Source organism: Peptoniphilus senegalensis JC140, assembly GCF_000321025.1.
Lineage (GTDB): Bacteria > Bacillota > Clostridia > Tissierellales > Peptoniphilaceae > Peptoniphilus_A > Peptoniphilus_A senegalensis.
Genome location: NZ_HE610717.1, coordinates 30,715 through 53,553, shown reverse-complemented (window position 1 = coordinate 53,553; position 22,839 = coordinate 30,715). Strand labels below are relative to the sequence as shown.

Sequence of the window (22,839 nt, the reverse complement as noted above, 5' to 3'; positions counted from 1 at the left end):
AAAAATAAAAACCCGGGTTAAACCCCGAGTTTTAATTTAATAATTCTTTGGCTATAACATTAACTTGTTTGCCATCTGCTTTGCCCTTAATTAAAGGCATTACATTTTTCATTAATTTTCCAATATCCTTCATTGATGTTATTTCCTTTTCGTCAATTACTTTTTTTATAATTTCTTTTAATTCTTCATCTGATAATTGCTCAGGTAAGTATTTTAGAAGTATTTCGATTTCATCATTAGTTTGGTCAACTAAGTCTTGTCTATTACCCTTCTTAAATTCTTCAATTGACGCCTTTTTTTCTTTGAGCTGTTTAGAAATGATATTTTCAATATCAGAATCATCAAGCTCTACTCGTTCATCTACTTCTTTTTGTTTAATAGCTGCACGAACCATGGTGATAACATCTTTTCGAAGTTTATCTTTACTTTTCATAGCTTCCTTTAAATCAGCCATGAGTCTCTCTTTTAGAGACATAAGAACACCCTCTTTAATATCTGTGTTTTTTTCTGCGTGCCTCTTCGGATTTTTTCTTCCTTCTAACACTTGGTTTTTCGTAGTGTTCTCTCTTTCTTACTTCTTTGAGAACTCCACTTGTGGCACATTGTCTTTTGAATCTTTTAAGCGCATTGTCTAAAGATTCATTTTCACCAACCCTGATTTCGGACATTTTTTAACCTCCTCTCGTAGAAAAGAGTAGCCTTACGGCCAATGTAGGTTTATTATACTCTATAAATCCCAAAACTTCAATAATATTTTTACTTTTTAGGATTTTTATCTTTGTAAAAATTATTTTCTTTTTATATTTGCCATAATTCTTCCAAATAAAGCATCTGTTTCATAACTTATTTATATTTTCTAAAGTCAACAGTTTTTTTGCATCCTTTCTTCCCATCTCATATAAATTTTCTAATTGTTCATGATCTTGTGTCAAAGTTTTTAAATTTCCAATATAAGTCGGTGCAACTATTATCACTTTATTTTTCTTTTCCATGTCAATAGCTTCTCTCAAGCTTTCATTGTAGACTAGAGATCTCTTTGCAAAGGCCTTTGCAGCTTTTGGGTAACTTCTTCTCAATAATCGCACAAACTTTTTGTCTTTTATTGATTCTCTAAAATAATCTTTTGGTCTTGTTAAAACTATTATAACTTTGTCGCAACCTGCCTCAAAAGCTCTCTTAAAAGGAATTGGGTCGCTTATTCCCCCATCAAAATAAGGCACACCTTTTACTTTATAAGGCTCACACAAAACTGGAAGACAACAAGATGCCTTTATGGGGTCATAATTATCTATTACAAGATCATTCTTATTAAAATATTTTGCCTTCCCCGTTCTTGCATCTGTTGCCACAATTTCAAACTCCATTGGATTCTTTTTCATTGCCCTATAGTCAAGGGGATATTCGCCCTTAGAAGAACTTAAATCAGAATAAATATAATCGAGATTTATGTAAGAGCCAGTTTTCAAATAATTTTTAAAGCTCATATATTCCTTTCTAAAAGCATAATTGTTGTAGAAGACAAAATTTCTTCTAGGCTGCTTAGCCAAAAAAGAGGCACCATTTGCAGCGCCAGCAGAAACCCCGATGAAATAATCTCCACTAATATTTTCTTCCATTAAGTAATCAAAAACTCCTGCACCATAAATGCCGCGAGTTCCACCGCCAACATCTACAAAACCTAACTTCATAACTCATCTCCTTTTTTATAAAAAAGTATAGTTCTATCCATTTTAATTCCATCTTATAAGATATTACTACTCTTTTATAAAATAAATAATAGTCATATCAAACTTTGTTCGCTTTGTTCTTTTCAAAATAATTTAATTTCTCTTATTCATTTATCTTTTCCATTTTCTATATATGGAAATTTATTCCCAAGATATGTAAAGTAATAACATCCGACTTAGCCAATGGATTTTTATTAATGACAAATCATACAAAAAAATAAGAGATTCACGCAAAAAGGAATCTCTTTTCTTTTCTCATTTTAATTTTTAAATCAACATTCTTGAACTTCAACGACTTTCATTTGAGAATTTTTCCAGCTTGCATTTTCGCCAAGCCTTTCCACTATATTTATAAGTAATTCATCATCTTCCAACTCTTCTGTCAGTGGTTTAACTCTTGCTTCTAAGTCGTGGGCAATAAAGTCTACTTCTTGGCCAAGGTCTTTATTTACAATAACTCTGCTATTTAAGTTTTTGAGTTCTTCTCTGTCTTCAACCTTTATATACTTTCCATTTTTTCTAGTGTAGAAAAAAATATCTTGTCCATATTTTTCTCTGTAATAAATCATGTAAGCCTCACAAGAAAATTGAAAACTTCCAAGTGGACTAATGTCAAAAATTACTTTTCTCATTACCTCACCTTGGAAGTATTATATCACAATTATAAAATTTTATATACAAATTAAAGACTTTTGTAAATTTTTAATCAAATATGACGTACTATTGAAGATATAACTTCTTCTCTTTTCATTTGATTCTTTGGATTAAAATTTTTCTTTTCATCTAAATTTAAAAATCCAGAGCTAAGAGCCTTGTCAACAGATTCCTTTGCGTAATTAGAAATATTTTTGCCGTCCTTAATTTTTAAATTCTTACTATCTTCTAGCTTAAATAAGTTTGATATTACCACTGCATAATCTTCTCTAGTAATATTTTCCTTTGGGGCAAATTTGTCCTTGTCCTTTCCATTCATTATTCCAAGGTCGTATGCCATGTTTACATACTTGTTGTCAGTGTCTTTGAAATGCTTTATAGAACCTTGAGCACTTCTTTTGTACCTTATTTCATAAACTTTCACAGCAATTTCTGCAAATTCTTCACGACTTACTTTCTTTCTTGTATCTTGTGCGACTTCCTTTGAAATAAGTTTTAAGCTTTCTGCCTTAACTAAATCATTGTATGCCCAGTTGCTGTAATTTCTAAAAATTGGTGCCTTACCAAGATGTAATTCGTCAGTAAAATTTGATGCCCCATCTTTTTTAGCAAATCTTAGCCTAAAAGAATAGCCACTTGAAGGTCCAACAAGAGAATCTAACTCCTCTTGAGTAAGAGAAATGTATTTTTTATCATTTTTTACAAAAACAGTCTTTGTTATTTTATTCTTTGAATCATTTCCTTCACTTTTTACTTCAACTTCAACTAAATCATTATTGTTTGCATTTTTAATTTCAAAATTGTAAACTTCCTTGTCCTTTACTGCACTTACATTAAGTGGCATTGCTATTTCTTTGGAAGCAAACACACTAAAAGGCAAGACTATTAAAATTATCAAAAATATTAATGTTTTTTTCATTTTTCACCTCGAAGTCTAATAATAACAAAAACTTCAGTGAAAATCATCAAATTTTAAGATTTGTAACAATTTTGTAATTTTTATAACAAGTTAAAAGTAAATTAAATTCCCAATTTCTTCATAAGTTCTTTTTTATCTTCAAGACTTTTTTCTTCTTCAATAACTCTTTCTTTCATTTGTCTTTCAACTTCAAGCTTAATATTATCTGCTAAACTCTTTTCAGCAAAAGGATAAACTGTTTTATTTTCTTTTTCTGCATGATTTCTCAAAAGTTCAACATAAATCATGGCATTAGTCAAGATGTGAAGTTTTGTCAAATCTTCTTTAGACTCTTTAAAGGCATTTATATTATTTTCAAGTTCCATAACATAGCCTCTTGCCATTTGATGTTCAACGAGCATACCGCCACGCACAACTTTTTCTGCGACAGGACCAAGAGTTTCAAGCATTGCCGCAAATAAAATATCTTCTTCTTTTTTGTGGTGAAGTCCATCAGCATATTTTCTTATAAAACTTATGGCATTTGTAAAAAATTCTACATCTACCTCTCCCTCTAAGATTTCCAGACATTTTTCTTCCATTTTGTCACAAAATCTCAAAATTTCTATATGCTCCTCTTCCAAATAATGAATTGTAAATTTTAATTTTTCCACTTAATCACTTCCTAATTACATAATTTTCTTCAATCTTTTCATATTTTAAACTTGAATACTTTAAACTTCCAGCAATAAAACTATCCCTAAGAATCCAATAAACTTCTGGGCTTACAAACTCTTTCCAAATACTTTTGTGAACATCAGATGCAATAGTAAAAACAAATTCATCCTCATCATTTTTTAAAATTGCAAGAGCATGATCGCAAGGCATTCCATCCAAAAATTTTGAAGTTATAAAAGAAAATACTTCCATTGGAGTATCTCCTGCCTTATAATTTTCTCCAACTTCAAAATATTTATCTTTTAATTTATCTAAACCAAAATCCTTTAATAAAATCGAAACTGCCTTGGCAAGTCTATTTTCGCTCCTAGTTACCCTCTCATTGAGCCAGCCGTGAATATTACTGCTATCAATTATGTCTTCTAAATTTCCTTTTTCAATAGGAAAATTTTCATCTAAATCTTTTTTTAGCTCAATTCTTTTGTCATCTTCCAACAAATCCAATAAGCTATTTAAAACTTCCTCTTGAAATAAAATTTTGTCATACATAATATAGTGAATGCGTCCTAAAAATAAACTCATCTTATCCCTCATTTCTAATAAGATGATAACATCCTTTGCAAAAAAATAATGTGACATATATCACAATAATAAAAAAAGAGAGAAGCCTTAATAACTTCTCTCCTTTACTTCAAATGTAATTATCCTCTTAACTCTTGTCTATTTTCGTTAAGCATTTTAATTATTTCTGAAAGATTAACTTGTGTGTTTTCAAGAAGTTCATCTGCATAATCTCTTGCACCTTCTCTTATTTGAGTAGATTCTTCTTTTGCAGATCTTAAAATTTCATTTGCTCTTTCATTTGCTTGTCTTACAAGTTCATTTTCATCAATAATTTTTTCTGCATGAGCTCTTGCAGCTGCAATAACCTTGTCAGCTTCGTCATGTGCCCCATTTATTATGTCGTCTTTGTCCTTTGCAATTCTTTGTGCTTCAGACACTTCTCCTGGAATTTGCATTTTTACTTCGTTAACAATTTCCAAAAATTCTTCTCTGTCTACCATTACCTTATTAGTAAGTGGTATTTGTGATGATGTTTCAACAAGATCTTCCAATTCTTCAACTAAATCAATTAAATTCATATCTTCCTCCTAAGTAATTTTTTCTTCATAGCTTCTCCTACAACAGGAGGCACGAATAAATCTGTATCTCCGTTAAAGGTTGAAACCTCTTTTGCAAGTGTTGAACTTACAAATAAATTTTCATTTGATGCCAATAAAAAGACTGTTTCAACGCCGTCTTTGTAGTGCATATTTGCCATGGCAAGTGTATATTCATTAAAATAATCAGAAGCTGATCTAAGTCCTCTTACTATTACTTTACAATTTTTTTTCTTAGCGTAATCAACTAAAAGTCCGTCAAAGGAATCTATCTCAACGCCTTCTTCTCCATCCAATACCTTGTGGAGAAGTTCCTTTCTCTCTTCAACTGTGAATAATCCCTTTTTTGAAGTGTTGTCTAAAACTGCTACAATTACTTCTCCAAAAATGTCTTTTGCTCTTTTAATAATGTCCAAATGTCCATTAGTCACTGGGTCAAAGCTACCCGCATATATTGCTTTCATCTACATCCCATCCACATATAGAAATCGAAGTATTTCCATATTTTTTATTTTTTATTTCTACAAAACCTTCGCCAATTAAAAGTGGCTTGTCTGAACTATATTCCACAATTAACTTGCCATCAGGCTTTAATAGTTTGTTTTCTTCAATTAGTTTAAAGGCTTTTTTATATAAATCTCGTCTATCAAAGGGCGGGTCCATATAAATGTAATCGAATTTTATATCAATATCTCTAAGAGCCTTGTTTAGATGATCTTCAATTAGAACTGCCTCATCTAAAAATTTTGCCTTTTCTAAATTGTATTTCACACAATCCATTGCTTCATCTGACTTGTCCACAAAGTAAGCTTTCTTAGCTCCTCTTGAAATAAATTCAATTCCATTAGCACCACTTCCACAGAATAAATCTAGTACAATATCATCAAAAAATTTTTGACCTAAAATATTGAAAACTGATTCCTTTACTCTGTCTTCTGTTGGTCTCGTATCAAAGCCTTTTGGTGCCTTTAACTTGAGTCCTCGTCTATTTCCTGAAATAATTCTCATAAAGCCTCCAAATTAGTTTTATTTTACCATAAGTCAAGAGATATTAAAAGATATTAGTTCAAATCAGAGTAAAAGTCAGCAATTTCTCTATTCAAATAAGAATATTTTTCGCTCTCTAAATTTGAATCATCTTCCAAAATTTTTCTCACATCATCTGCTGCATATTTTAAAATAGTTTCGTCTCTAAAGGGATCAGCTAACCTTAGGTTTGGCATGCCTGATTGCCTTGTTCCTAAAATATCCCCAAACCCTCTAAGTTCCAAATCCTTGTTTGCAATGTAAAATCCATCATTGGAGTCTGTCATTATTTTCATTCTCTCCCAAGAAATTTCACTCTTTGATAAGTTGTAGAGTATGCAATAGGATTGATGACTTCCTCTTCCCACCCTACCTCTTAATTGATGAAGCGTAGAAAGACCAAAACGCTCTGCATTATAAATCATAATCACACTTGCATTTGGAACATTAACTCCAACTTCAACAACAGTTGTGGAGACAAGAAGATTTATTTTATTGTCGGCAAATTCTGTCATAATTTTATTTTTTTCATCCGCCTTCATCTTTCCATGGAGAAGTCCAATTTTATAATCACTAAAATATTCACTTAGCTCTTCATAAACTTTTTCAACAGCCTGCAAATTTTCATAATCTTCATTTTCTTCAATTAAAGAACAAATCACATAGGCTTGTCTTCCCTTTATTAGTTCTGATTTTATAAAGGCAAGAGATTTTTCTAACATATTTTCATTTATTGCTATTGTCTTTATTGGCTTTCTTCCCTGTGGCATAGTCTTTATGACAGAAATATCTAAATCTGCATAAAGAACAAGACTCAAGCTCCTAGGAATAGGTGTTGCCGACATTACAAGAGTGGCTGCGTCTTTATTTTTATTTTGCAACATATTTCTTTGAACAACACCAAAACGATGTTGCTCATCAATTACATTTACTCCAAGCTTTCTAAAGATTACATTATCCTCTATGAGAGCATGAGTTCCTATTAGTACATCTATTGAACCTATTTCTAGATTATCTAGGATGTCTTTTTTCGCACTTTTTGTTGTGGAGCCAATGAGTAAGGCAACTTTTACTCCAAGAGCTTCTAAAAGCTCTACGAAAGATTCGAAATGTTGTTTTGCAAGTATTTCTGTTGGTGCCATTATAGAAGATTGATAACCATTTAGATAGGCAAGATACATTATAACTATCGCAATAATTGTCTTCCCACTACCAACGTCGCCTTGTATTAATCTATTTATCGCCCTTCCATCTTTCATGTCTTGAAAAATTTCATCTAATACCTGTGATTGACCATCTGTTAGTTTAAAAGGAAGGTTATTTATAAAGTCATAAATTTCATCTTTTATCTCAAATTTTATGGCATCTCGCCTTTCATTTTGAAATTTGTTCTTCAAAATAGATAGCTCAAATAAAAATAACTCTTCATAAATAAGTCTCTCACGAGCAAGAATATAATTTTTCCTGCTCTTTGGATAGTGAATGCTTCTTATAGCTTCATTTTTATTTAAAAAAGAATATTTACTTAAAATTTCTTCTGGCAAATTTTCACGAAAGAGATTCAAATCAATAACTTGATTTATTAAATTTTCAAATACAAAATTATTTAAGCCCTCAGTCAAATTGTAAATTGGAGAAATTTTCCCCAGCTTTTTTAATTTATGTATGTCCTCAATTTCTGGGCTAGATAGACTAACTCTTCCCCTAAAAAAATCTGCCTTGCCATAGACAAGATATTCTCCGCCAATTTTTATTAGAGAATTTAAGTAAAAGGCATTGAAAAAAGAAAGCTCAAGCTCTCCACTTTCATCTTCTGCCAAAAAACTCGTTAAAGTTAGACCCTTTCTTATTCTCCTATTTTGAAGTTTTGATATAATTTTCACTTTAAAGGTGTTTTTCTCGCCAATTTTTGCTTCAGAAACTCTCACAATTTTTGAGCTGTCTTCATATCTTCTTGGATAAAAAAATAAAAGGTCGCAAACAGTATAAATTCCAAGTTTATGAAGAAGTTTTTCTCTCTTTGGCCCTATGCCCTTTAAATTATTTATAGAATCGCTTAATTTAAGCATTTCATCACCTAATATAAAAGCCCAAAGCAAAACTTCGGGCTCAAAAAAATTCTAATTATTCTAGGGATATGATGTAATAATAAATAGGTTGTTCTCCATTAATCACATCTATATCAATGTCTGGATATTTTTCTTCGATAGCTTCACGTGCTTTTTCAGCATCCTCTTCTTTGACATCTTCGCCGTAGAAAAGTGTCACGAGAGAAATATCATCATCCATAAGTTTATCCACAGTTTCAGTAAGAACTTCAAATACAGTCTTTCCACTTGATACTATTTCCTTTGATGCAATTCCTATGATGTCATCTTTGTGAATTTCTTTTCCATTAATTGTAGTATCTCTTACAGCATAAGTTACTGATGCATCAATAACATTTGCTACAGCTTCCATCATATTTTCTTTGTTTTCATCTTTATTTAACTCTTCGTTAAAGGCAAGCATTGCAGCAATACCTTGTGGTACAGACTTTGATGGAATTACAATAACATCTCTATCAGAAATATCTCTCGCTTGTTCTGCAGATAAAATTATGTTGCTGTTATTTGGAATTATATAGATAACTTTTCCTCCAACTTTGTCTATGCCCTTTAAGAAATCTTCAGTAGATGGATTCATAGTTTGTCCACCAGCTACAACATAGTCAACTCCTAAAGATTTAAAGGTTTCTGTCATTCCATTTCCCATAGAAACAGTTATGAAAGAATAATCTTTTTCTTCAATTACCTCTTCCTCTTCTTCTTTCTTTTTGGCTTCAGCAACTTCACTGTCATCAAAAAGAACTTCTCTATGTTGATATCTCATATTGTCGATTTTAATATCTTGAAGAAGGCCAAGCTCACAAGCGTGTTGTAAAACAATTCCTGGGTCATTAGTGTGAACGTGAACTTTTATAATATGAGTTCCGCCACCACCAACTACTAAGAGACAGTCTCCAAGAGGAGCAATCTTTTCTCTAAAGGAATCAATATCTTCATAGTCAGTATTTATAATAAATTCAGTACAATATCCATATTTAAGAGATTTGTCAGCTTCAGTGAATTGAATTTCCTTTTGTGCCTTTTTCTTTAAAGTTTCATCTTCAGATTGGTCAGCTATATCTTCGCCCTTTAAAACTTTAAGTGCACCTTCAAGTAAAACAACAAGACCCTTACCACCAGCATCAACTACAGAAGCTTCCTTTAAAACTTCAAGAAGATTTGGCGTATTGTCAAGAGATTTATTTGCTTCAACAATTACATCTTCCAAAAACTTTATTGGGTCTTCAGCTTTTTTGTAATGTCTAATGGCAAATTCAGCAGTTTCTCTGCCAACTGTAAGGATAGTACCTTCAATTGGCTTCATAACAGCTTTATAAGTTGTCTCACTTGCCTTTTTAAAAGCATGAGCAATTTCAGCAGTTCCTGCTTCATCGACACCTTCTAAACCTTCAGAAAAACCTCTTAAAAGTTGCGAAAGAATAACACCACTGTTGCCTCTTGCACCCATAAGCGCCCCTCGAGCTGCAGCAGCAGAAACATCACTAACTTTAAAATCCCCTTCTAAACTATCAATTTGTTTCAAGGCAGATTTTGAGGTAAGGCTCATATTTGTGCCTGTATCTCCGTCTGGAACAGGAAACACATTAAGGGCGTTGACCTCTTCCTTTCTGGATATTAGATAATTCACAGCCCCTTTAAAAATTTCTTTTAATAAAGGACCATTAATTTTATTTATTTCCAAAATCTTACCTCCACTATTTAAGTCTAATACCTTCTACCAAAACTTCAATATTATCAACTTCAAGTCCTGTCAAATTTTCTATATTAAACTTAACTCTTTCTATAATATTTTCACCCACTGTAGAAATTTTTACTCCATATTCAAGAACAACATGAAGCTCAATAGAAATTTCATTTTCTTCAGTGTTTACTACAATTCCCTTTGATAAATTTTCAAATCTCAACAACTCAAAAATTCCATCTGCGGCATTTTTTGATGCCATTCCAACAATTCCGTAGCTTTCCATTGCTGAAATTCCAGCTATGTTTGCAAGTACGCTATCTTCTATCACAATATTTCCAAGTTCTCTATTTATAATTGCCGGCATGAGGGCACCTCCTTATCTAATTCATTATACCAGAATTTAGAAAAGATTACGAGATTTTAAAAATTCCTTTGTAAAAAAAGTGAAATTAGTGTAAAATAAATACATATTGAAAAAATTATTTGCACTTAGCAGAATTTTTTGGTAAAATATTTGTTGCTTAATGACTAAAGGAGGTGCGTTATGGCTAAAAGATGTGAAATTTGTGGAAAAGAAAAAAAATTCGGTAATAAGATTTCTTTCTCTCACTCTCGTTCTAACAGAAGCTGGTCTCCTAACATTAGAAGAGTTAAAGCTGTAGTTAATGGATCAACAAAAAGAATCAACGTGTGCACTAGATGTTTAAGATCTGGTAAAGTAGAAAGAGCTATATAATTAAGGGTCTTAATTAAGATCCTTTTTTTAGTTTCTTACATATTTCTCTTGTTTCTCTTGCCCCTTGCAAGAGATTTTTTTTTACAAAAATTCCCCTGTTTGACAGGGGAATTTTTTGCATTTTTAAGTTTTAAAATAAATCTTCCTATTTTAATTTTTCCAAAAGAATTTTTCTAACATCCTTTATTAAATATAAGGATCCACACCACAAAATCATGTCGCCTTCTTCCGCAAGAGAAAGAGTTTTTTCTACTGCTTCTTCTATATTCTTAATTGGGTAAATTTCTTTTTTCGAAAACTTTTTAAATTCACTTTCAAGTAACTCTAAATCTGTATGTCTCTCGTTATCAATTTCTGTCAAGACGATTTTATCTGCAATATTTTCGACTTTGTGAAGGATATTATCGTGGTCCTTATCCTTTAAGAGACTAAATCCTAAAATTAGTTTCTTGTATTTGAACTTTTTCACGCTCTCTTCAAGTCTTTCAATTGAATCAAGATTGTGAGAACCATCAACAACAACTAAGGGATTCTTAGAAAGACATTCTGTTCTTCCAATATTTTTTGCCTTTTTTAGTCCCAATTTTATTTTTTCTTCATCTAATCTGTATTCATCTTTTAGATGATTAAGCACCATTAATGCCAAAGATGCATTCATAGCTTGATGTTCTCCTATTAAAGAAATTTCCACATCTTTATGATTTCCAAAATTAAAAATGTTACCCAATTCGTCAGAACTTAAAATTTCAACTTCGTTTTCACTAAATTCATAAAAACTTGAATTTTTTTCACTGCTGATTTTTTTTAGCTCACTTCTAGCCTCTTCTTCTTGTGGATAAGAAAATACATGGGAATTTTCTTTTATTATTCCCCCCTTTTCGTGAGCAATTTTTCCTATTGTATCGCCCAAAATATTTGCATGATCAAGAGAAATGTGGCAGATTACTGGAATTGACGTCTCCATTACATTTGTGGCATCAACTCTTCCTCCCATCCCAACTTCCATTACGGCAAAATCAACTTTTTTTCTTTCAAAATAAATGTAAGAAATAGAAGTTAAAATTTCAAAACCACTTACAAAAATTTTTTTCTCGTCAAGTTCTTCAACTTTTTCTCTCACTTCTGTTGCAAGTTTAGCAAAATCTTCTTCTGAAATCTCTATGTTATTTATTTTAATTTCTTCACGAATATCTGTAATATAAGGAGAAGTAAATTTACCAACTATAAAATTATTTTCTTTCAATGCATTGGAAATAAAACTTGCAACTGATCCCTTTCCATTAGTTCCAGTAATGTGTATTATTTTTAATTTATCTTGTGGCTTGTTAAAAATATTTAAAAGTTCTTTTATATTGTCCAGTGTAAACTCTCCAAGAGGTATATTTCTATTTTCTAGCCATTTTACTGCTTCAATGTAATTCATGTCCATCACCTTCATGAAAATATTATCAAAATTTTTATCTCTATTCAACATTTTAGTGTACCAAAATCAAATTAATTGTGGTAAAATAGAAAAAATAATTAAATGGAGGTAAAAAAAGATGAATAATGAAATTCGTATGAAAGATTTATTTGTAATCGGGTTTGCACTTTTTGCAATGTTCTTTGGTGCAGGAAATCTAATTTTTCCACCTTATCTAGGTCTTATATCGGGTCCTCAATGGTGGGTAGGCTTCCTGGGATTTACTATTACAGATGCAGGTTTGGGTCTTTTAGCAATTATTGCTCTTTCAAAATATGACGGTAACTTAAATGTACTGGCTTCAAGAGTCAATAAAACTTTTGCAATTATTATTTCTACGGCTATTATATTATGCATTGGACCTTTCTTGGCAACTCCAAGAACTGCAGCTACTACTTACGAAATAGGCATCTTACCAATTTTTGGCGAATCAGTAAATAGATACTTATTCTCTGTTATATTTTTTATAATAGCTTGTCTTTTAAGTATTAGACCAAGCAAAGTTGTAGACATCGTTGGTAAGTTCTTAACTCCTTCACTAATTCTATGTATGTCTGCCTTAATAATTAAGGGTATTGTAAGTCCAATGGGCGAAATCGCAAATACTACTATGATTGACAATGTCCTTGAAAAGGGGATCACTGATGGATACCAAACAATGGATGCCATTGCAGGATGTATGTTTGCACTTGTTGTATTAAATGCTGTTAAGGCAAGAAATTATTCTTCACAAAAGCTTGAAATCAAGGCAACTATTTTATCAGGCATCATAGCTGCCCTTTGTCTAGCTATTATATATGGCGGATTATTATATCTTGGTGCTCAAACTTCAAGCCTTGGTGTGTATGATCTTAATACAGATAACACTCAACTTCTAGTAGACATTACAAATAGAATTCTTGGTGGAGTTGGAGTTTATATTTTAGCAATTATAACTGCCCTTGCTTGCCTTACAACTGCAATTGGTTTGATTTCAGCTGCAGGTAATTTCTTCAATGAATTGAGTAAGGGGAAAATTTCTTATGAAGTTATAGTTGTTATTTGCTCAATTGTCTCTTGTGCAATCTCAGTGCTTGGTGTAAGTCAAATTATTAAGATTTCTGCACCAATTCTTGAAATACTTTATCCTTGTGCAATGACAATTGTTCTTATTGGTTTATTTAATGAAAAAATTAAAGATGACATAGTATTTAAAATACCTTCTATAGTTTCTTTAATATTTGGATTTTTATTTGTTCTTAAAGGCAAAGAAATGCTAGGTTCCTTTGGGGAAAATTTAAGCTTACTTCCTTTAACTAAGTTTGGTCTTGGTTGGGTTGTACCAATGCTAATTGGTCTTGTAATTGCAATTGTGATTGCAAGTATTAGAAAACCAAAGAGAGCTTAATTTAAAATTTGATAATTTAAAAAAATAAAAACTCTTCTTACCTTTTGTGGTAAAAAGAGTTTTTTTCTTGCAATTTTTATTTAATCAAATATTTTCTGAATGACTTCTAAAATGTTTGACATTTTTATGACCTTTAAGTCTTTATAATTTTCTTCTTTGACTTTTGCATATTTTGACACGTAAGCCTTTTTAAAACCCATCCTCTCTGCTTCCTTTAATCTAACATCGAGACTTGGCACAGTTTTTAGTTCGCCAGTTAGACCTACATCGGCAATGAAAAGTGAATTTGCTTCTACAGGCTTATTTAGAGTGGATGAAACAATGGAAATCATTACGGAAAGGTTTGATGCTTGCTCCTTTAATTTAATTCCGCCTGTTGATTTTACAACAATATTTTTATCCAAAAATTTTATGCCAGCACGCTCTTCTAAGATTGAAACTAAAGTATTTAAGTGTTCCCTTCTTATACATTCAGAAATTCTTGAAGGATAAGGAAGAAAAGTCTTTGATGCAAGTGCCTCTGTCTCTAAAATTATTGGTCTCGTGCCTTCTCTAATAACTGATAAAGATGAACCTGGAACTTGTTCACTGACTGACCTTCTAGTCATAAAATATTCTGAAGGGTTATCAATAGAAATCATTCCCTTTTCAGTCATGGAAAAAAATCCAATCTCCCCAGTAGACCCATATCTATTTTTTGTGGCCATAAGTGACCTTAAGTCCTCTGATGAATCGCCTTCAATTAATAAAACTGTATCCACTAAATGTTCGAGACTTCTAACTCCGGCAAGTTCGTCTTGCTTAGTCATTTGTCCAACCAGAAATACCATGCGTGGCTTTTCAATATTTTTTGCCACTTCAGTCATCTTGTAGGCACATTCCATTGTCTGCGTTGGCGTGCCAGGTCTTTGTGGAAATTCATCAAGGGTAAAAGTTTGAATTGAATCAATAATAATCATCTGTGGGTCAATTTTTTCAACTTGGTCCAAGACAGAGTTTAAAGAAGTCACAGAATAAACCCAAATGTTATCTGAAAGCTTATCCAAAATTCTCTCTGCCCTCATTTTTATTTGAGTTTCAGACTCTTCTCCCGAAGCATACAAAACTCTCATGCCCTTATTAGCCAAATCATTTGCCACTTGCATTAATAAAGTTGACTTTCCAGAGCCTGGCTTAGCAGTTAAAATGCTGACAGAATCTCTCACAATTCCGCCACCCATTACTCTGTTAAACTCTTCTATGCCTGTCATGACTCTCTCGTCAGAAGATATTTCCACTGCTTTTAGTTTAAGTGCATCTTTTTTAACTTTTTTATTTTTAGAAGGAGCTTTATCATTAGACTCCTCCTCTTTTTCTTCTAAGGTATTCCAAGATCCACAGTTTGGGCATTTCCCAAAAAATCCTTGGGAAATATATCCGCAATTACTGCACTGATACACCATTTTCTTTTTCATCTTTAACCCTTTTTGTCCTCTTAACTTTTTCTATTTGAACCTTTTTGTATTTGACGTCAACAGAAACTTCATCGCCAGCTTTTATGTTGCTATCTAAAAATTCGTCGGCAATTTTATCTTCAATTAATTTTGTAATAGTCCTTTGAAGTGGCCTTGCCCCAAATACTTTGTCATAACCTTCTTCAACCAAGAAATTTATGAGTTTATTTGAATAATTTGCCTTTATTCCCATTTCAGAAAGTCTAGTGCTTAATTTATCAAGCATATTCTTGACAATATCTTTAATTTCAGTTTTTTCAAGAGTTTTAAATATTACAACATCGTCGACTCTATTTAAAAATTCTGGTCTAAACTTTTCCTTTAAAGATTCATTAATAATTTTTTTCATGTTTTCATATTCGCTCTTCTTAACAGAACTTTCTGAAGTTGAAAATCCAAGCACCGAATTTTTGGCAAGGAGATTCGCCCCTGCATTAGATGTCATAATTATAACTGTATCCTTAAAGTTTACAGTCCTTCCCTTGGAGTCTGTCAGTCTTCCTTCGTCTAAAATTTGTAGCAAGATATTAAAAATATCTGGATGTGCCTTTTCGATTTCATCTAAAAGGATTACTGAATAAGGATGAGTCCTAACAGCTTCTGTTAACTCTCCCCCTTCTTCATAGCCCACATATCCTGGTGGAGAACCCACAAGTCTTGAGACAGTGAATTTTTCCATGTACTCAGACATATCAAATCTAATCATATTTTCTTCCTTGCCAAATAAATTTTTCGCAAGACTCTTGGCAAGATAAGTTTTACCTACACCAGTAGGACCAACAAAAATAAAGGAACCTATTGGCTTCTTAGGGTCTTTAAGACCAATTCTTGACCTCTTTATTGCCCTTGCAAGAGTTTTTACAGCCTCATCTTGTCCTTTGACATCTTTCTTTAACTTTTCGTCTAAATCTCTTAACTTTTCTGTTTCTTCTGCAGTCATTTCTGTCACAGGAACCTTTGACCAGTCAGATACAATGTCAGCAATTAGTTCTGGGCTTACTTTCTTCTTTGCTTCTTTTTCTTCAAATTTTTCTATTTCTTCTTTATATTTTTCTTCAACTTGCTTTTGCTCATCGCGAAGACTTGCTGCAAGTTCATAATCTTGATTTTTTACTGCTTCAGACTTTTTATTTTCAATATCTTCAAGTTCTTTTTTGTATTTTTCTTCAAATTCGGGAACTTTGTAAGATTCAATTTTTAGCTTAGAACTTGCCTCGTCAATTAAGTCAATCGCCTTGTCTGGCAAAAATCTATCATTTAGATATCTGTCAGAATATTTTACTGCAGCCTCAATAGTTTCATCAGGAATTAAAACATGATGATGGTCTTCATAAATATTTTTTAATCCCCTTAAAATCTTTATCGAATCCTCCACACTTGGTTCTTCGACCATAATTGGCATAAGTCTTCTTTCAAAAGCTGTGTCCTTTTCGATTTTCTTCCTATATTCAGAAATAGTTGTTGCACCAATAACTTGAAGGACTGACTTAGTAAGAAGAGGTTTTAAAATATTTGAAGCGTCAAGAGAACCTTCAGCTGAACCTGCCCCAATTATGACATGCATTTCGTCAATGAATAAAATAATATTTTTATTTTTAGAAGCTTCGTTAGTCACATTTTTTAGTCTCTCTTCAAAGTCTCCTCTGTACTTTGAACCCGCTATAAGTTGTGAAATATCAAGAGTTAGAATTACCTTGTCCTTCATTAACTCTGGCACATTTCCCGCAACAATTTCTGCCGCAAGGCCTTCAGCTATGGCAGTCTTCCCAACACCTGGCTCTCCAATAAGGACAGGATTATTTTTTGTCCTACGAGATAGAACTTGTATTACTCTTTTTATTTCCTTTTCTCTTCCTATTACTGGGTCGATTTTTCCTTCTTCTGCCTTTTTATTTAGGTTAGTAGTGTATTTTTCAAGAGCTTCTGAAGAAAGTTCTCTGCCCTCATCTTCATAATCCTCGTAGTCTTCCATATTGTTTAAAATATCATTTTCAAGGCTCATAATATCCACGCCAAGTCTTTTTAAAACTAATATGGCAACACCTTGACCCTCACGCAAAATTCCAAGAAGAAGATGTTCTGTTGACACGGCAACTTCTCCCAATTCCCTTGAAATTTCAAAGGCAAGTTCAAAAATTCTCTTTGTCCTTGGAGTGTAAGCTATACTTGTCACAAGAGGTCCTTGACCACTACTCACTATATCAAGCGTTGCTTCCTTTGCCTTTTTATAATCTATTCCAAGTTTTGAAAGTATGTGAGCACCTGCGTCAGTCCCTTCTCTAATAATTCCAAGTAAAATGTGCTCTGATCCTATATATGAATGTCTTTGCTCCTTTGCTTCTTGCTGAGCAAAGAGAATTGCCTTTTGTGATTTATCACTAAATTTTCCAAACATACTCATTTGAAAACCTCCTTCATGAGAGCTCTAGCCTTGTTAGCCCTTAAAATATCTCGTGATTTTAGATCTAGTAAAGCTCCCCTCTCAATTTGCAAATGTCCATTTCTAAGTTTTTTAATCTCTTCATAAAAATCAAAGTCCCTATTAGTCTTTAAAATAGAAAGTTCGATTCCAAGATTAATTGTGCTCATGGACTGTATCATCTCTTCTTCCGACAATAATCTTGCGTTGGCAAGAACGCCAAAAGACCTGTTGACCATGTCCTCTAGGCTGATAATATTGTCTAAATAAAGTTTTTTTCTATTTTCCCTTTCAACATCGGCGATTTCTCGCGCAATAATTTTTAATTTTTCTATATAAGACTTTTCCTCTTCGCCAAAAGTTGACTCAAAGGACAAAGTGTAAATGCTTCCCAGAGCTTTATTTGAGCTATCTTTATAAGAAGCTAGCGTATAACCAAGCCTTGAAAGACCTCTTGCAATTTCACTAACTCCAAAATAATTTAAAGCAGGTAGATACAAAAGTGCAATTGGCTTTAGACCTGTGCCAGAATTTAAAACTCTGGAGCTCAAATATCCAAAATTTGAATCAAAGGAAAAATTAATTTTTTCTTCTAACTTTTCTTCCAAGTCATATATTTCTCTATACAAATCGTCTATATTTTTTGTCCTAGAAAAAGCTGAAAGCTCAATATGTTCTCCTCCATTTAGGAAAATATCTGGATCATCCTTTTTTTCATAAAAGCCAACATTTTCTTTTTCAACAAATTTTTTTCCAATTCTGCCATTTTCTACATATTCAAGCTTTTTTAGTGAAGAAGTATTTGCTAGGTCAACTTTAGTGTAGCCTAAATCCTTTAAAATTGGCTCTACAAAGTTTAAATTTTCTCTTAATTCTTCATCTGTCATTGCAGTTACGAATTTTTTGCCATCAATATTTCTATATAATTTTAATTTATATCCTAAAATAATTTTAGACACTGGCATCTTCCTTTAATTTCTTTATTTCATCCCTAAGTTCTGCTGCCTTTTCATACTCTTCCAAGTTTATGGCGAGATCAAGTTTTTCCTTTAAATCCTCAAGTTTCCTATTAAAAACAAGATAACTTTCTGCATTTTTTGGAATTTTCCCCCTGTATTTTAAATTTATATTTAGGGCATTCAAATATTTTTTTATTTCATTTCCAAAGGATTCATAACACTTTGGACAGCCTAAATTTCCTGTACTCTTTAGCTCACGAAAAGTTCTCCCACAGTATTCACAGCTTATTTCTTCTTCATCTTGATTTGAATTTGCTGTAAATTGAAAAATGTTTTTTAAAGCATTCTCAATCTGAGGAATAATATTTTGATAACCTTTAAAATCTTTTTTAAATTTTTCTTCAGCACAAACTTCACAAAGATGCACTTCTTCTATTCCATCATCCTTTATCCTCGTGTAGGATAGGACCGACTCTCTTTCTTTACAAATATCACATAACATATTCTTCCCACCTAACTAAAAATAACTAGGAGCATATTTTTTAATAAATCTGCCCTAAGCTCATTTTTATTTTCACACTGGCTAAGTGCCCTATCTGAAAGAGCAACTTTCATAAGTCCAAATTCTCTTTCTGTCAATTTTTCACGTCTCAAAAGTTCCTTTAGAAGTTCATCAGAATTATTTTTAGTAATTGAATCTCCAATGAAACGTAAAAAAGTATCTAGTGTATCTTCATCATCTTCAAATTTTACTTTTACTATTCTAATGTAGCCTCCGCCGCCACGCCTTGACTCAACATAATAACCCTTGAAAGGTGTAAATCTTGTTGTCAATACGTAATTTATTTGTGAAGGCGCACAATTAAAATGGTCTGAAATTTTTGATCTTTGTATCTCAAGAGCTCCACCAGATTCAAAAATAAGTTCATTAATAAAATCTTCTATGGAGTTAGAAAGCTTTGCCATACTATCATTCCTTTGACTATCTTTGTCCTTTAAATCACAAAAATCTGACTATCTTTTACTATTTATAGTTTAATATAAAATATGTATTTTGTAAAGTATTTAGTTAATTAACAAAATATTTTTAAAAATTCTTATAATAATAAAGGTTGAGCACTCTTACATGCCCAACCCTTTTAAATTTATTTTATTTTTCTGTTTTTCTTTCTTCTATAATTTTTTCAGAAATATTTTGTGGAACTTCTTCATATCTCACAAATTCCATGCTGAAAGTTCCTCTACCTTGAGTTAGAGATCGTAAATCAATTAGATAAGAGAATAACTCAGCTTGTGGAGCTTCTGTAATTAAAACTTGTGTACCATCATTTTGTTGGTCCATACCAAGAATTCTACCACGTCTCTTGTTCATGTCGCCCATTACATCTCCAAGATATTCTTCTGGGATTGTAACTTCAACTTTCATTATAGGTTCAAGAAGAACTGGGCTTGCTTCTTGCATTCCCTTTTTAAAGGCAAGATTTGCTGCAAGTTTAAAACTCATTTCGTTGGAGTCAACATCATGGTAAGAGCCATCATATAAAACGGCTTTAAAGTTAGTAACAGGATAGCCTGCAAGAACTCCCTTTTCTTTGGATTCAATAATTCCCTTTTCAACTGCAGGGAAATAATTCTTAGGAACGGCACCACCAAATACTTCTTCGTCAAATTCAAAGTCTTTATCAGATGGTTCAAATCTAATCCAAACATCTCCATATTGTCCAGCACCACCAGATTGTTTCTTGTGCTTACCTTGAACGCTGGCAGTCTTTCTAATTGTTTCTCTATATGGAACTATAAATGGCACAATATTAACTTCAACTCCGTAAGTGTTCTTTAATTTTTCAAGAATTACGTCAAGTTGAACCTTTCCTTGACCACCAATAGTCATTTGTTTAGTTTCAGGGTTTCTTTCAACTACAAATGTTGGGTCTTCGTCCATAATTTTCTTTAGAGATTGAGAAAGTTTTTCTTCATCTCCCTTTGTCTTTGGCTCAATTGCGTAATATAAAACTGGAGTAGAATATTTTAACTTCTTGTATTCAACTATGTGGTCTTTATCGCAAAGAGTGTCTCCTGTAACAGTCTTAGAAAGTTTTGTAGTTGCTCCAATATCTCCTGCATGGATCTCTTCTATATCAATTTGCTCTTTACCTCTCATAATGTAAAGTCCGCCAAGTTTTTCACTTTCTTCAGCATTTACATTGTATAGAGCTGTGTTTTTATTTATTGTTCCAGAGATAACTTTAAATATAGAAATTTTTCCAAGGAATGGGTCTGAAATTGTCTTAAATACAACTGCAGCAAAAGGATCTTTAGCAGAAACTTTTCTTTCTTCTCCTTCTTTATATCTAAAGCCTTGATTTGCACGTTCATCATCTGGTGCTGGCATATAATTTACTATTGTGTTTAATAAAATATCAATTCCAATTCCCTTTTCTCCACTTCCTACAAGTAGTGGAACAGCATCTCCTTCAAGAAGGGCTGTTGTAACTCCTCTCAAAAGATCTTCTCTAGTGAATTTTTCTCCAGAAAAATATTTTTCCATTAAAACTTCATCAGAACCAGCAACAACTTCTGCAATTTCTTCATACATTCTTTCAGTTGCCTTAACTTGATCGTGATTAAGTTCAGTTTCTTGTGGTGCAGAATTTACATATTTATATCCCTTTTGGAAAATAACATCAGTAACACCTACAAAGTGTTCTCCTTCTCCAATTGGCACAGAGAAAGGAATAACTTTTTTACCAAAAGAAGCTTCAAGATCATCCATTAGTTTTCTAAAGTTTACATTTTCTCCATCAATTTTATTTATAAAAATAATTCTTGGAAGTCCAATTTTTTCTGTGTATTTCCAAGTTCTTTCTGTTCCTACTTCAATGCCCTTAGTAGCATCAATAACCATGATTGCTGCTTCACTTGCTCTTAGTGCTCCATGAGCTTCTCCCACAAAGTCAAGATATCCCGGAGTATCTATAACATTTACTTTATAATTTCTCCATTCAATAGGAATAATTGATGTTCCAATAGAAGTTCCTCTTTCCTTTTCTTCTTTTGAGAAGTCGGAAATTGTATTCTTGCTAGAAACATTTCCAAGTTTTTGTGTAGCTCCACTTTGGAATAACATAGCCTCTGTTAGGTTAGTCTTTCCGGAGCCAGAATGTCCTACGAGAGCAAGATTTCTTACCTTATCTGTTGTATAAACTTTCATTGTTTTCCTCCTGTTATGTAAATTTTTTGAAATCGTTTTGCTAAATAAATTATAACATAGATTTTCCCATTTGAAAACTGTGTAAAAATATCTATTTAGGGTAATAAAGTTTTGAAAATATATTTTTGTAAATAAATGAGTGATTTTAATGGATTTTAAATTTTTTAAAAAAGATAATCTTCCCTACATAATTATAATTTGCCTTTCTTTAATCATCGGTTATCAATATTATGATTCCCATAATTTTTCTGATGATACAAAAAGTCTTTTAGACATAAAAACTTCAAGTGATAAAGCAAATGAATTTGACAAAAAAGACTTAAGTGACATCGAAATAGAAAGAGAAAACGAAAACTCAGAAGTCTTTGTACACATTTCTGGCGCAGTAAAAAACCCTGGCATAATAAAATTAGATTCATCAAAAAGAGTTGTAGATGCTCTTGAAAGGGCAGGTGGCCCAACAGATGAAGCTGACCTCGATAGAATTAACCTCGCAGCAAAACTTCATGATGAAGAAAAAATTTATATACCAAAAATTGGCGAAATGAATAATAGCGAATTTTCATCTCTTCTTTCAAGTGGAGAAAGTAATTCCACTGGCAAAATAAATATAAATACAGCAGATTCTAGTGAACTGCAAAAAATTCCTGGCGTTGGAGCAAAAACTGCTGAAAAAATAATAAATTATCGCTCACAAAATTCTTTTTCATCAATTGATGATATAAAAAATGTAGACGGCATTGGCGACAAAAAGTTTGAATCCATGAAAGACTACATTTCAACTTATTAACTGATAATTAAATATAACTACTGTATATTTAAAAATTAAAAAAATAAAAGCTCAAGATAATGAAGCTACTGCCTCTTATTCTTGAGCTTTTATTTTTTTAATTTTTATTTTCTTCTAGTATTTTTCTTGTATCTGCTTTTGTTTGAACTTGCAATCCCAATTATCAGTGCAAAAATTAGTGAAACTAATCCAGAGGATACACCTATTACAAAAATAATTAAGTTGTCCAAACTGTCTGGATCAAAGAGTTTATTTATTACCATAAAAAGTGAGATAATCCCTATAAAAACCAAGGCAAGTCCTGGCAAGTATTTTATAAATTTCAAATCTCTTGCAGCAAAGTTAACTATAAAGGTAAGAACAACACCAATTAAAATTGCACCAAGTGTTAGGAGCAAATAAGTGGAGTTCTCCATAACCATTTCCATTATTTTATTCATTTTACAC

24 protein-coding genes are annotated in these 22,839 nt (G+C 32.1%); 3 read left to right on the top strand and 21 right to left on the bottom strand.

Going from position 1 to position 22,839, the window contains the following annotated elements; genetic code table 11:
- Positions 1–31: 31 nt before the first annotated feature.
- From PTSHG_RS00450 to PTSHG_RS00390, 13 genes are all read right to left on the bottom strand, one after another.
- Entirely contained in the window at positions 32–475 is a 444-nt protein-coding gene (locus PTSHG_RS00450; protein ID WP_019106959.1) for a GatB/YqeY domain-containing protein, read from the bottom strand.
- A gap of 13 nt (positions 476–488) precedes the next feature.
- Positions 489–668 carry a 30S ribosomal protein S21 gene (rpsU, locus tag PTSHG_RS00445; protein WP_005957648.1) on the bottom strand — a complete coding sequence of 60 codons (180 nt, stop codon included), beginning with the start codon at positions 666–668 and terminating at the stop codon, positions 489–491.
- 168 nt (positions 669–836) lie between these two features.
- Entirely contained in the window at positions 837–1,688 is an 852-nt protein-coding gene (locus PTSHG_RS00440; RefSeq protein WP_019106958.1) for a patatin-like phospholipase family protein, read from the bottom strand.
- 311 nt (positions 1,689–1,999) lie between these two features.
- Entirely contained in the window at positions 2,000–2,359 is a 360-nt protein-coding gene (locus PTSHG_RS00435) for a hypothetical protein (protein ID WP_019106957.1), read from the bottom strand.
- 74 nt (positions 2,360–2,433) lie between these two features.
- Positions 2,434–3,300, bottom strand: a complete 867-nt coding sequence (locus PTSHG_RS00430) for an S-layer homology domain-containing protein (protein WP_019106956.1) — start codon at positions 3,298–3,300, stop codon at positions 2,434–2,436.
- A 101-nt stretch (positions 3,301–3,401) separates the two neighbouring features.
- Complete coding sequence (locus tag PTSHG_RS00425) at positions 3,402–3,953, bottom strand: hemerythrin domain-containing protein (protein ID WP_019106955.1); 552 nt, start codon at positions 3,951–3,953, stop codon at positions 3,402–3,404.
- Between the two features lie 4 nt (positions 3,954–3,957).
- Positions 3,958–4,539, bottom strand: coding sequence for a hypothetical protein (locus PTSHG_RS00420; RefSeq protein WP_019106954.1), 582 nt, complete (start codon positions 4,537–4,539; stop codon positions 3,958–3,960).
- Positions 4,540–4,658: 119 nt separating this feature from the next.
- Positions 4,659–5,099 carry an ATP synthase subunit B family protein gene (locus PTSHG_RS00415; protein ID WP_019106953.1) on the bottom strand — a complete coding sequence of 147 codons (441 nt, stop codon included), beginning with the start codon at positions 5,097–5,099 and terminating at the stop codon, positions 4,659–4,661.
- Positions 5,096–5,581, bottom strand: coding sequence for a pantetheine-phosphate adenylyltransferase (gene coaD, locus PTSHG_RS00410; RefSeq protein WP_019106952.1), 486 nt, complete (start codon positions 5,579–5,581; stop codon positions 5,096–5,098). Before coaD ends, PTSHG_RS00415 begins: the two co-directional genes overlap by 4 nt.
- Positions 5,559–6,125, bottom strand: a complete 567-nt coding sequence (gene rsmD, locus PTSHG_RS00405) for a 16S rRNA (guanine(966)-N(2))-methyltransferase RsmD (protein WP_019106951.1) — start codon at positions 6,123–6,125, stop codon at positions 5,559–5,561. Before rsmD ends, coaD begins: the two co-directional genes overlap by 23 nt.
- A gap of 53 nt (positions 6,126–6,178) precedes the next feature.
- The gene (recG, locus tag PTSHG_RS00400) at positions 6,179–8,212 is read right to left on the bottom strand and encodes an ATP-dependent DNA helicase RecG (RefSeq protein WP_019106950.1); all 2,034 of its coding nucleotides are present in this window, start codon (positions 8,210–8,212) and stop codon (positions 6,179–6,181) included.
- 55 nt (positions 8,213–8,267) lie between these two features.
- Positions 8,268–9,932, bottom strand: a complete 1,665-nt coding sequence (locus PTSHG_RS00395) for a fatty acid kinase ATP-binding subunit FakA (protein ID WP_019106949.1) — start codon at positions 9,930–9,932, stop codon at positions 8,268–8,270.
- A 13-nt stretch (positions 9,933–9,945) separates the two neighbouring features.
- Positions 9,946–10,299, bottom strand: a complete 354-nt coding sequence (locus PTSHG_RS00390) for an Asp23/Gls24 family envelope stress response protein (protein WP_019106948.1) — start codon at positions 10,297–10,299, stop codon at positions 9,946–9,948.
- 180 nt (positions 10,300–10,479) lie between these two features.
- Between PTSHG_RS00390 and rpmB the strand changes: the two genes are divergently transcribed.
- A complete protein-coding gene (gene rpmB / locus PTSHG_RS00385; RefSeq protein WP_019106947.1) occupies positions 10,480–10,671 on the top strand; it encodes a 50S ribosomal protein L28 in 192 nt (63 codons plus the stop codon).
- A 145-nt stretch (positions 10,672–10,816) separates the two neighbouring features.
- On the opposite strand, the gene PTSHG_RS00380 is transcribed toward rpmB, so the two are convergent.
- Positions 10,817–12,094, bottom strand: coding sequence for a bifunctional folylpolyglutamate synthase/dihydrofolate synthase (locus tag PTSHG_RS00380; RefSeq protein WP_019106946.1), 1,278 nt, complete (start codon positions 12,092–12,094; stop codon positions 10,817–10,819).
- 118 nt (positions 12,095–12,212) lie between these two features.
- Here PTSHG_RS00380 and brnQ point away from each other — a divergent pair, with 118 nt between their 5' ends.
- Positions 12,213–13,520: a branched-chain amino acid transport system II carrier protein gene (brnQ, locus tag PTSHG_RS00375; protein WP_019106945.1), complete on the top strand. Its 1,308-nt coding sequence runs from the start codon at positions 12,213–12,215 to the stop codon at positions 13,518–13,520.
- 80 nt (positions 13,521–13,600) lie between these two features.
- On the opposite strand, the gene radA is transcribed toward brnQ, so the two are convergent.
- The 6 genes from radA to fusA form a co-directional block, all read right to left on the bottom strand.
- Positions 13,601–14,974, bottom strand: coding sequence for a DNA repair protein RadA (radA, locus tag PTSHG_RS00370; protein ID WP_019106944.1), 1,374 nt, complete (start codon positions 14,972–14,974; stop codon positions 13,601–13,603).
- Positions 14,943–17,414: an ATP-dependent Clp protease ATP-binding subunit gene (locus PTSHG_RS00365; protein WP_019106943.1), complete on the bottom strand. Its 2,472-nt coding sequence runs from the start codon at positions 17,412–17,414 to the stop codon at positions 14,943–14,945. Before PTSHG_RS00365 ends, radA begins: the two co-directional genes overlap by 32 nt.
- On the bottom strand, positions 17,411–18,397 hold the full coding sequence (locus PTSHG_RS00360; protein ID WP_042230766.1) for an ATP--guanido phosphotransferase: 987 nt from the start codon (positions 18,395–18,397) through the stop codon (positions 17,411–17,413). The genes PTSHG_RS00365 and PTSHG_RS00360 overlap by 4 nt, the downstream gene beginning before the upstream one ends.
- On the bottom strand, positions 18,384–18,893 hold the full coding sequence (locus tag PTSHG_RS00355; RefSeq protein ID WP_019106941.1) for a UvrB/UvrC motif-containing protein: 510 nt from the start codon (positions 18,891–18,893) through the stop codon (positions 18,384–18,386). The genes PTSHG_RS00360 and PTSHG_RS00355 overlap by 14 nt, the downstream gene beginning before the upstream one ends.
- Before the next feature lie 11 nt (positions 18,894–18,904).
- Complete coding sequence (locus tag PTSHG_RS00350; protein ID WP_019106940.1) at positions 18,905–19,357, bottom strand: CtsR family transcriptional regulator; 453 nt, start codon at positions 19,355–19,357, stop codon at positions 18,905–18,907.
- Between the two features lie 184 nt (positions 19,358–19,541).
- Positions 19,542–21,602, bottom strand: coding sequence for an elongation factor G (gene fusA / locus PTSHG_RS00345; RefSeq protein WP_019106939.1), 2,061 nt, complete (start codon positions 21,600–21,602; stop codon positions 19,542–19,544).
- 148 nt (positions 21,603–21,750) lie between these two features.
- On the opposite strand from fusA, the gene PTSHG_RS00340 reads away from it, so the two are divergent.
- On the top strand, positions 21,751–22,392 hold the full coding sequence (locus PTSHG_RS00340; protein WP_019106938.1) for a ComEA family DNA-binding protein: 642 nt from the start codon (positions 21,751–21,753) through the stop codon (positions 22,390–22,392).
- Between the two features lie 104 nt (positions 22,393–22,496).
- On the opposite strand, the gene PTSHG_RS00335 is transcribed toward PTSHG_RS00340, so the two are convergent.
- The gene (locus tag PTSHG_RS00335) at positions 22,497–22,832 is read right to left on the bottom strand and encodes a hypothetical protein (protein WP_019106937.1); all 336 of its coding nucleotides are present in this window, start codon (positions 22,830–22,832) and stop codon (positions 22,497–22,499) included.
- Positions 22,833–22,839: the final 7 nt, after the last annotated feature.

Excerpts from the sequence above, each read along its gene's own strand:
- PTSHG_RS00450 (WP_019106959.1), bottom strand. The coding sequence starts at position 475 with ATGTCTCTAAAAGAGAGACTCATGGCTGATTTAAAGGAAGCTATGAAA.
- rpsU (WP_005957648.1), bottom strand. The coding sequence starts at position 668 with ATGTCCGAAATCAGGGTTGGTGAAAATGAATCTTTAGACAATGCGCTT.
- PTSHG_RS00440 (WP_019106958.1), bottom strand. The coding sequence starts at position 1,688 with ATGAAGTTAGGTTTTGTAGATGTTGGCGGTGGAACTCGCGGCATTTAT.
- PTSHG_RS00435 (WP_019106957.1), bottom strand. The coding sequence starts at position 2,359 with ATGAGAAAAGTAATTTTTGACATTAGTCCACTTGGAAGTTTTCAATTT.
- PTSHG_RS00430 (WP_019106956.1), bottom strand. The coding sequence starts at position 3,300 with ATGAAAAAAACATTAATATTTTTGATAATTTTAATAGTCTTGCCTTTT.
- PTSHG_RS00420 (WP_019106954.1), bottom strand. The coding sequence starts at position 4,539 with ATGAGTTTATTTTTAGGACGCATTCACTATATTATGTATGACAAAATT.
- PTSHG_RS00415 (WP_019106953.1), bottom strand. The coding sequence starts at position 5,099 with ATGAATTTAATTGATTTAGTTGAAGAATTGGAAGATCTTGTTGAAACA.
- coaD (WP_019106952.1), bottom strand. The coding sequence starts at position 5,581 with ATGAAAGCAATATATGCGGGTAGCTTTGACCCAGTGACTAATGGACAT.
- rsmD (WP_019106951.1), bottom strand. The coding sequence starts at position 6,125 with ATGAGAATTATTTCAGGAAATAGACGAGGACTCAAGTTAAAGGCACCA.
- recG (WP_019106950.1), bottom strand. The coding sequence starts at position 8,212 with ATGCTTAAATTAAGCGATTCTATAAATAATTTAAAGGGCATAGGGCCA.
- PTSHG_RS00390 (WP_019106948.1), bottom strand. The coding sequence starts at position 10,299 with ATGCCGGCAATTATAAATAGAGAACTTGGAAATATTGTGATAGAAGAT.
- rpmB (WP_019106947.1), top strand. The coding sequence starts at position 10,480 with ATGGCTAAAAGATGTGAAATTTGTGGAAAAGAAAAAAAATTCGGTAAT.
- PTSHG_RS00380 (WP_019106946.1), bottom strand. The coding sequence starts at position 12,094 with ATGAATTACATTGAAGCAGTAAAATGGCTAGAAAATAGAAATATACCT.
- brnQ (WP_019106945.1), top strand. The coding sequence starts at position 12,213 with ATGAATAATGAAATTCGTATGAAAGATTTATTTGTAATCGGGTTTGCA.
- radA (WP_019106944.1), bottom strand. The coding sequence starts at position 14,974 with ATGAAAAAGAAAATGGTGTATCAGTGCAGTAATTGCGGATATATTTCC.
- PTSHG_RS00365 (WP_019106943.1), bottom strand. The coding sequence starts at position 17,414 with ATGAGTATGTTTGGAAAATTTAGTGATAAATCACAAAAGGCAATTCTC.
- PTSHG_RS00360 (WP_042230766.1), bottom strand. The coding sequence starts at position 18,397 with ATGCCAGTGTCTAAAATTATTTTAGGATATAAATTAAAATTATATAGA.
- PTSHG_RS00355 (WP_019106941.1), bottom strand. The coding sequence starts at position 18,893 with ATGTTATGTGATATTTGTAAAGAAAGAGAGTCGGTCCTATCCTACACG.
- PTSHG_RS00350 (WP_019106940.1), bottom strand. The coding sequence starts at position 19,357 with ATGGCAAAGCTTTCTAACTCCATAGAAGATTTTATTAATGAACTTATT.
- fusA (WP_019106939.1), bottom strand. The coding sequence starts at position 21,602 with ATGAAAGTTTATACAACAGATAAGGTAAGAAATCTTGCTCTCGTAGGA.
- PTSHG_RS00340 (WP_019106938.1), top strand. The coding sequence starts at position 21,751 with ATGGATTTTAAATTTTTTAAAAAAGATAATCTTCCCTACATAATTATA.
- PTSHG_RS00335 (WP_019106937.1), bottom strand. The coding sequence starts at position 22,832 with ATGAATAAAATAATGGAAATGGTTATGGAGAACTCCACTTATTTGCTC.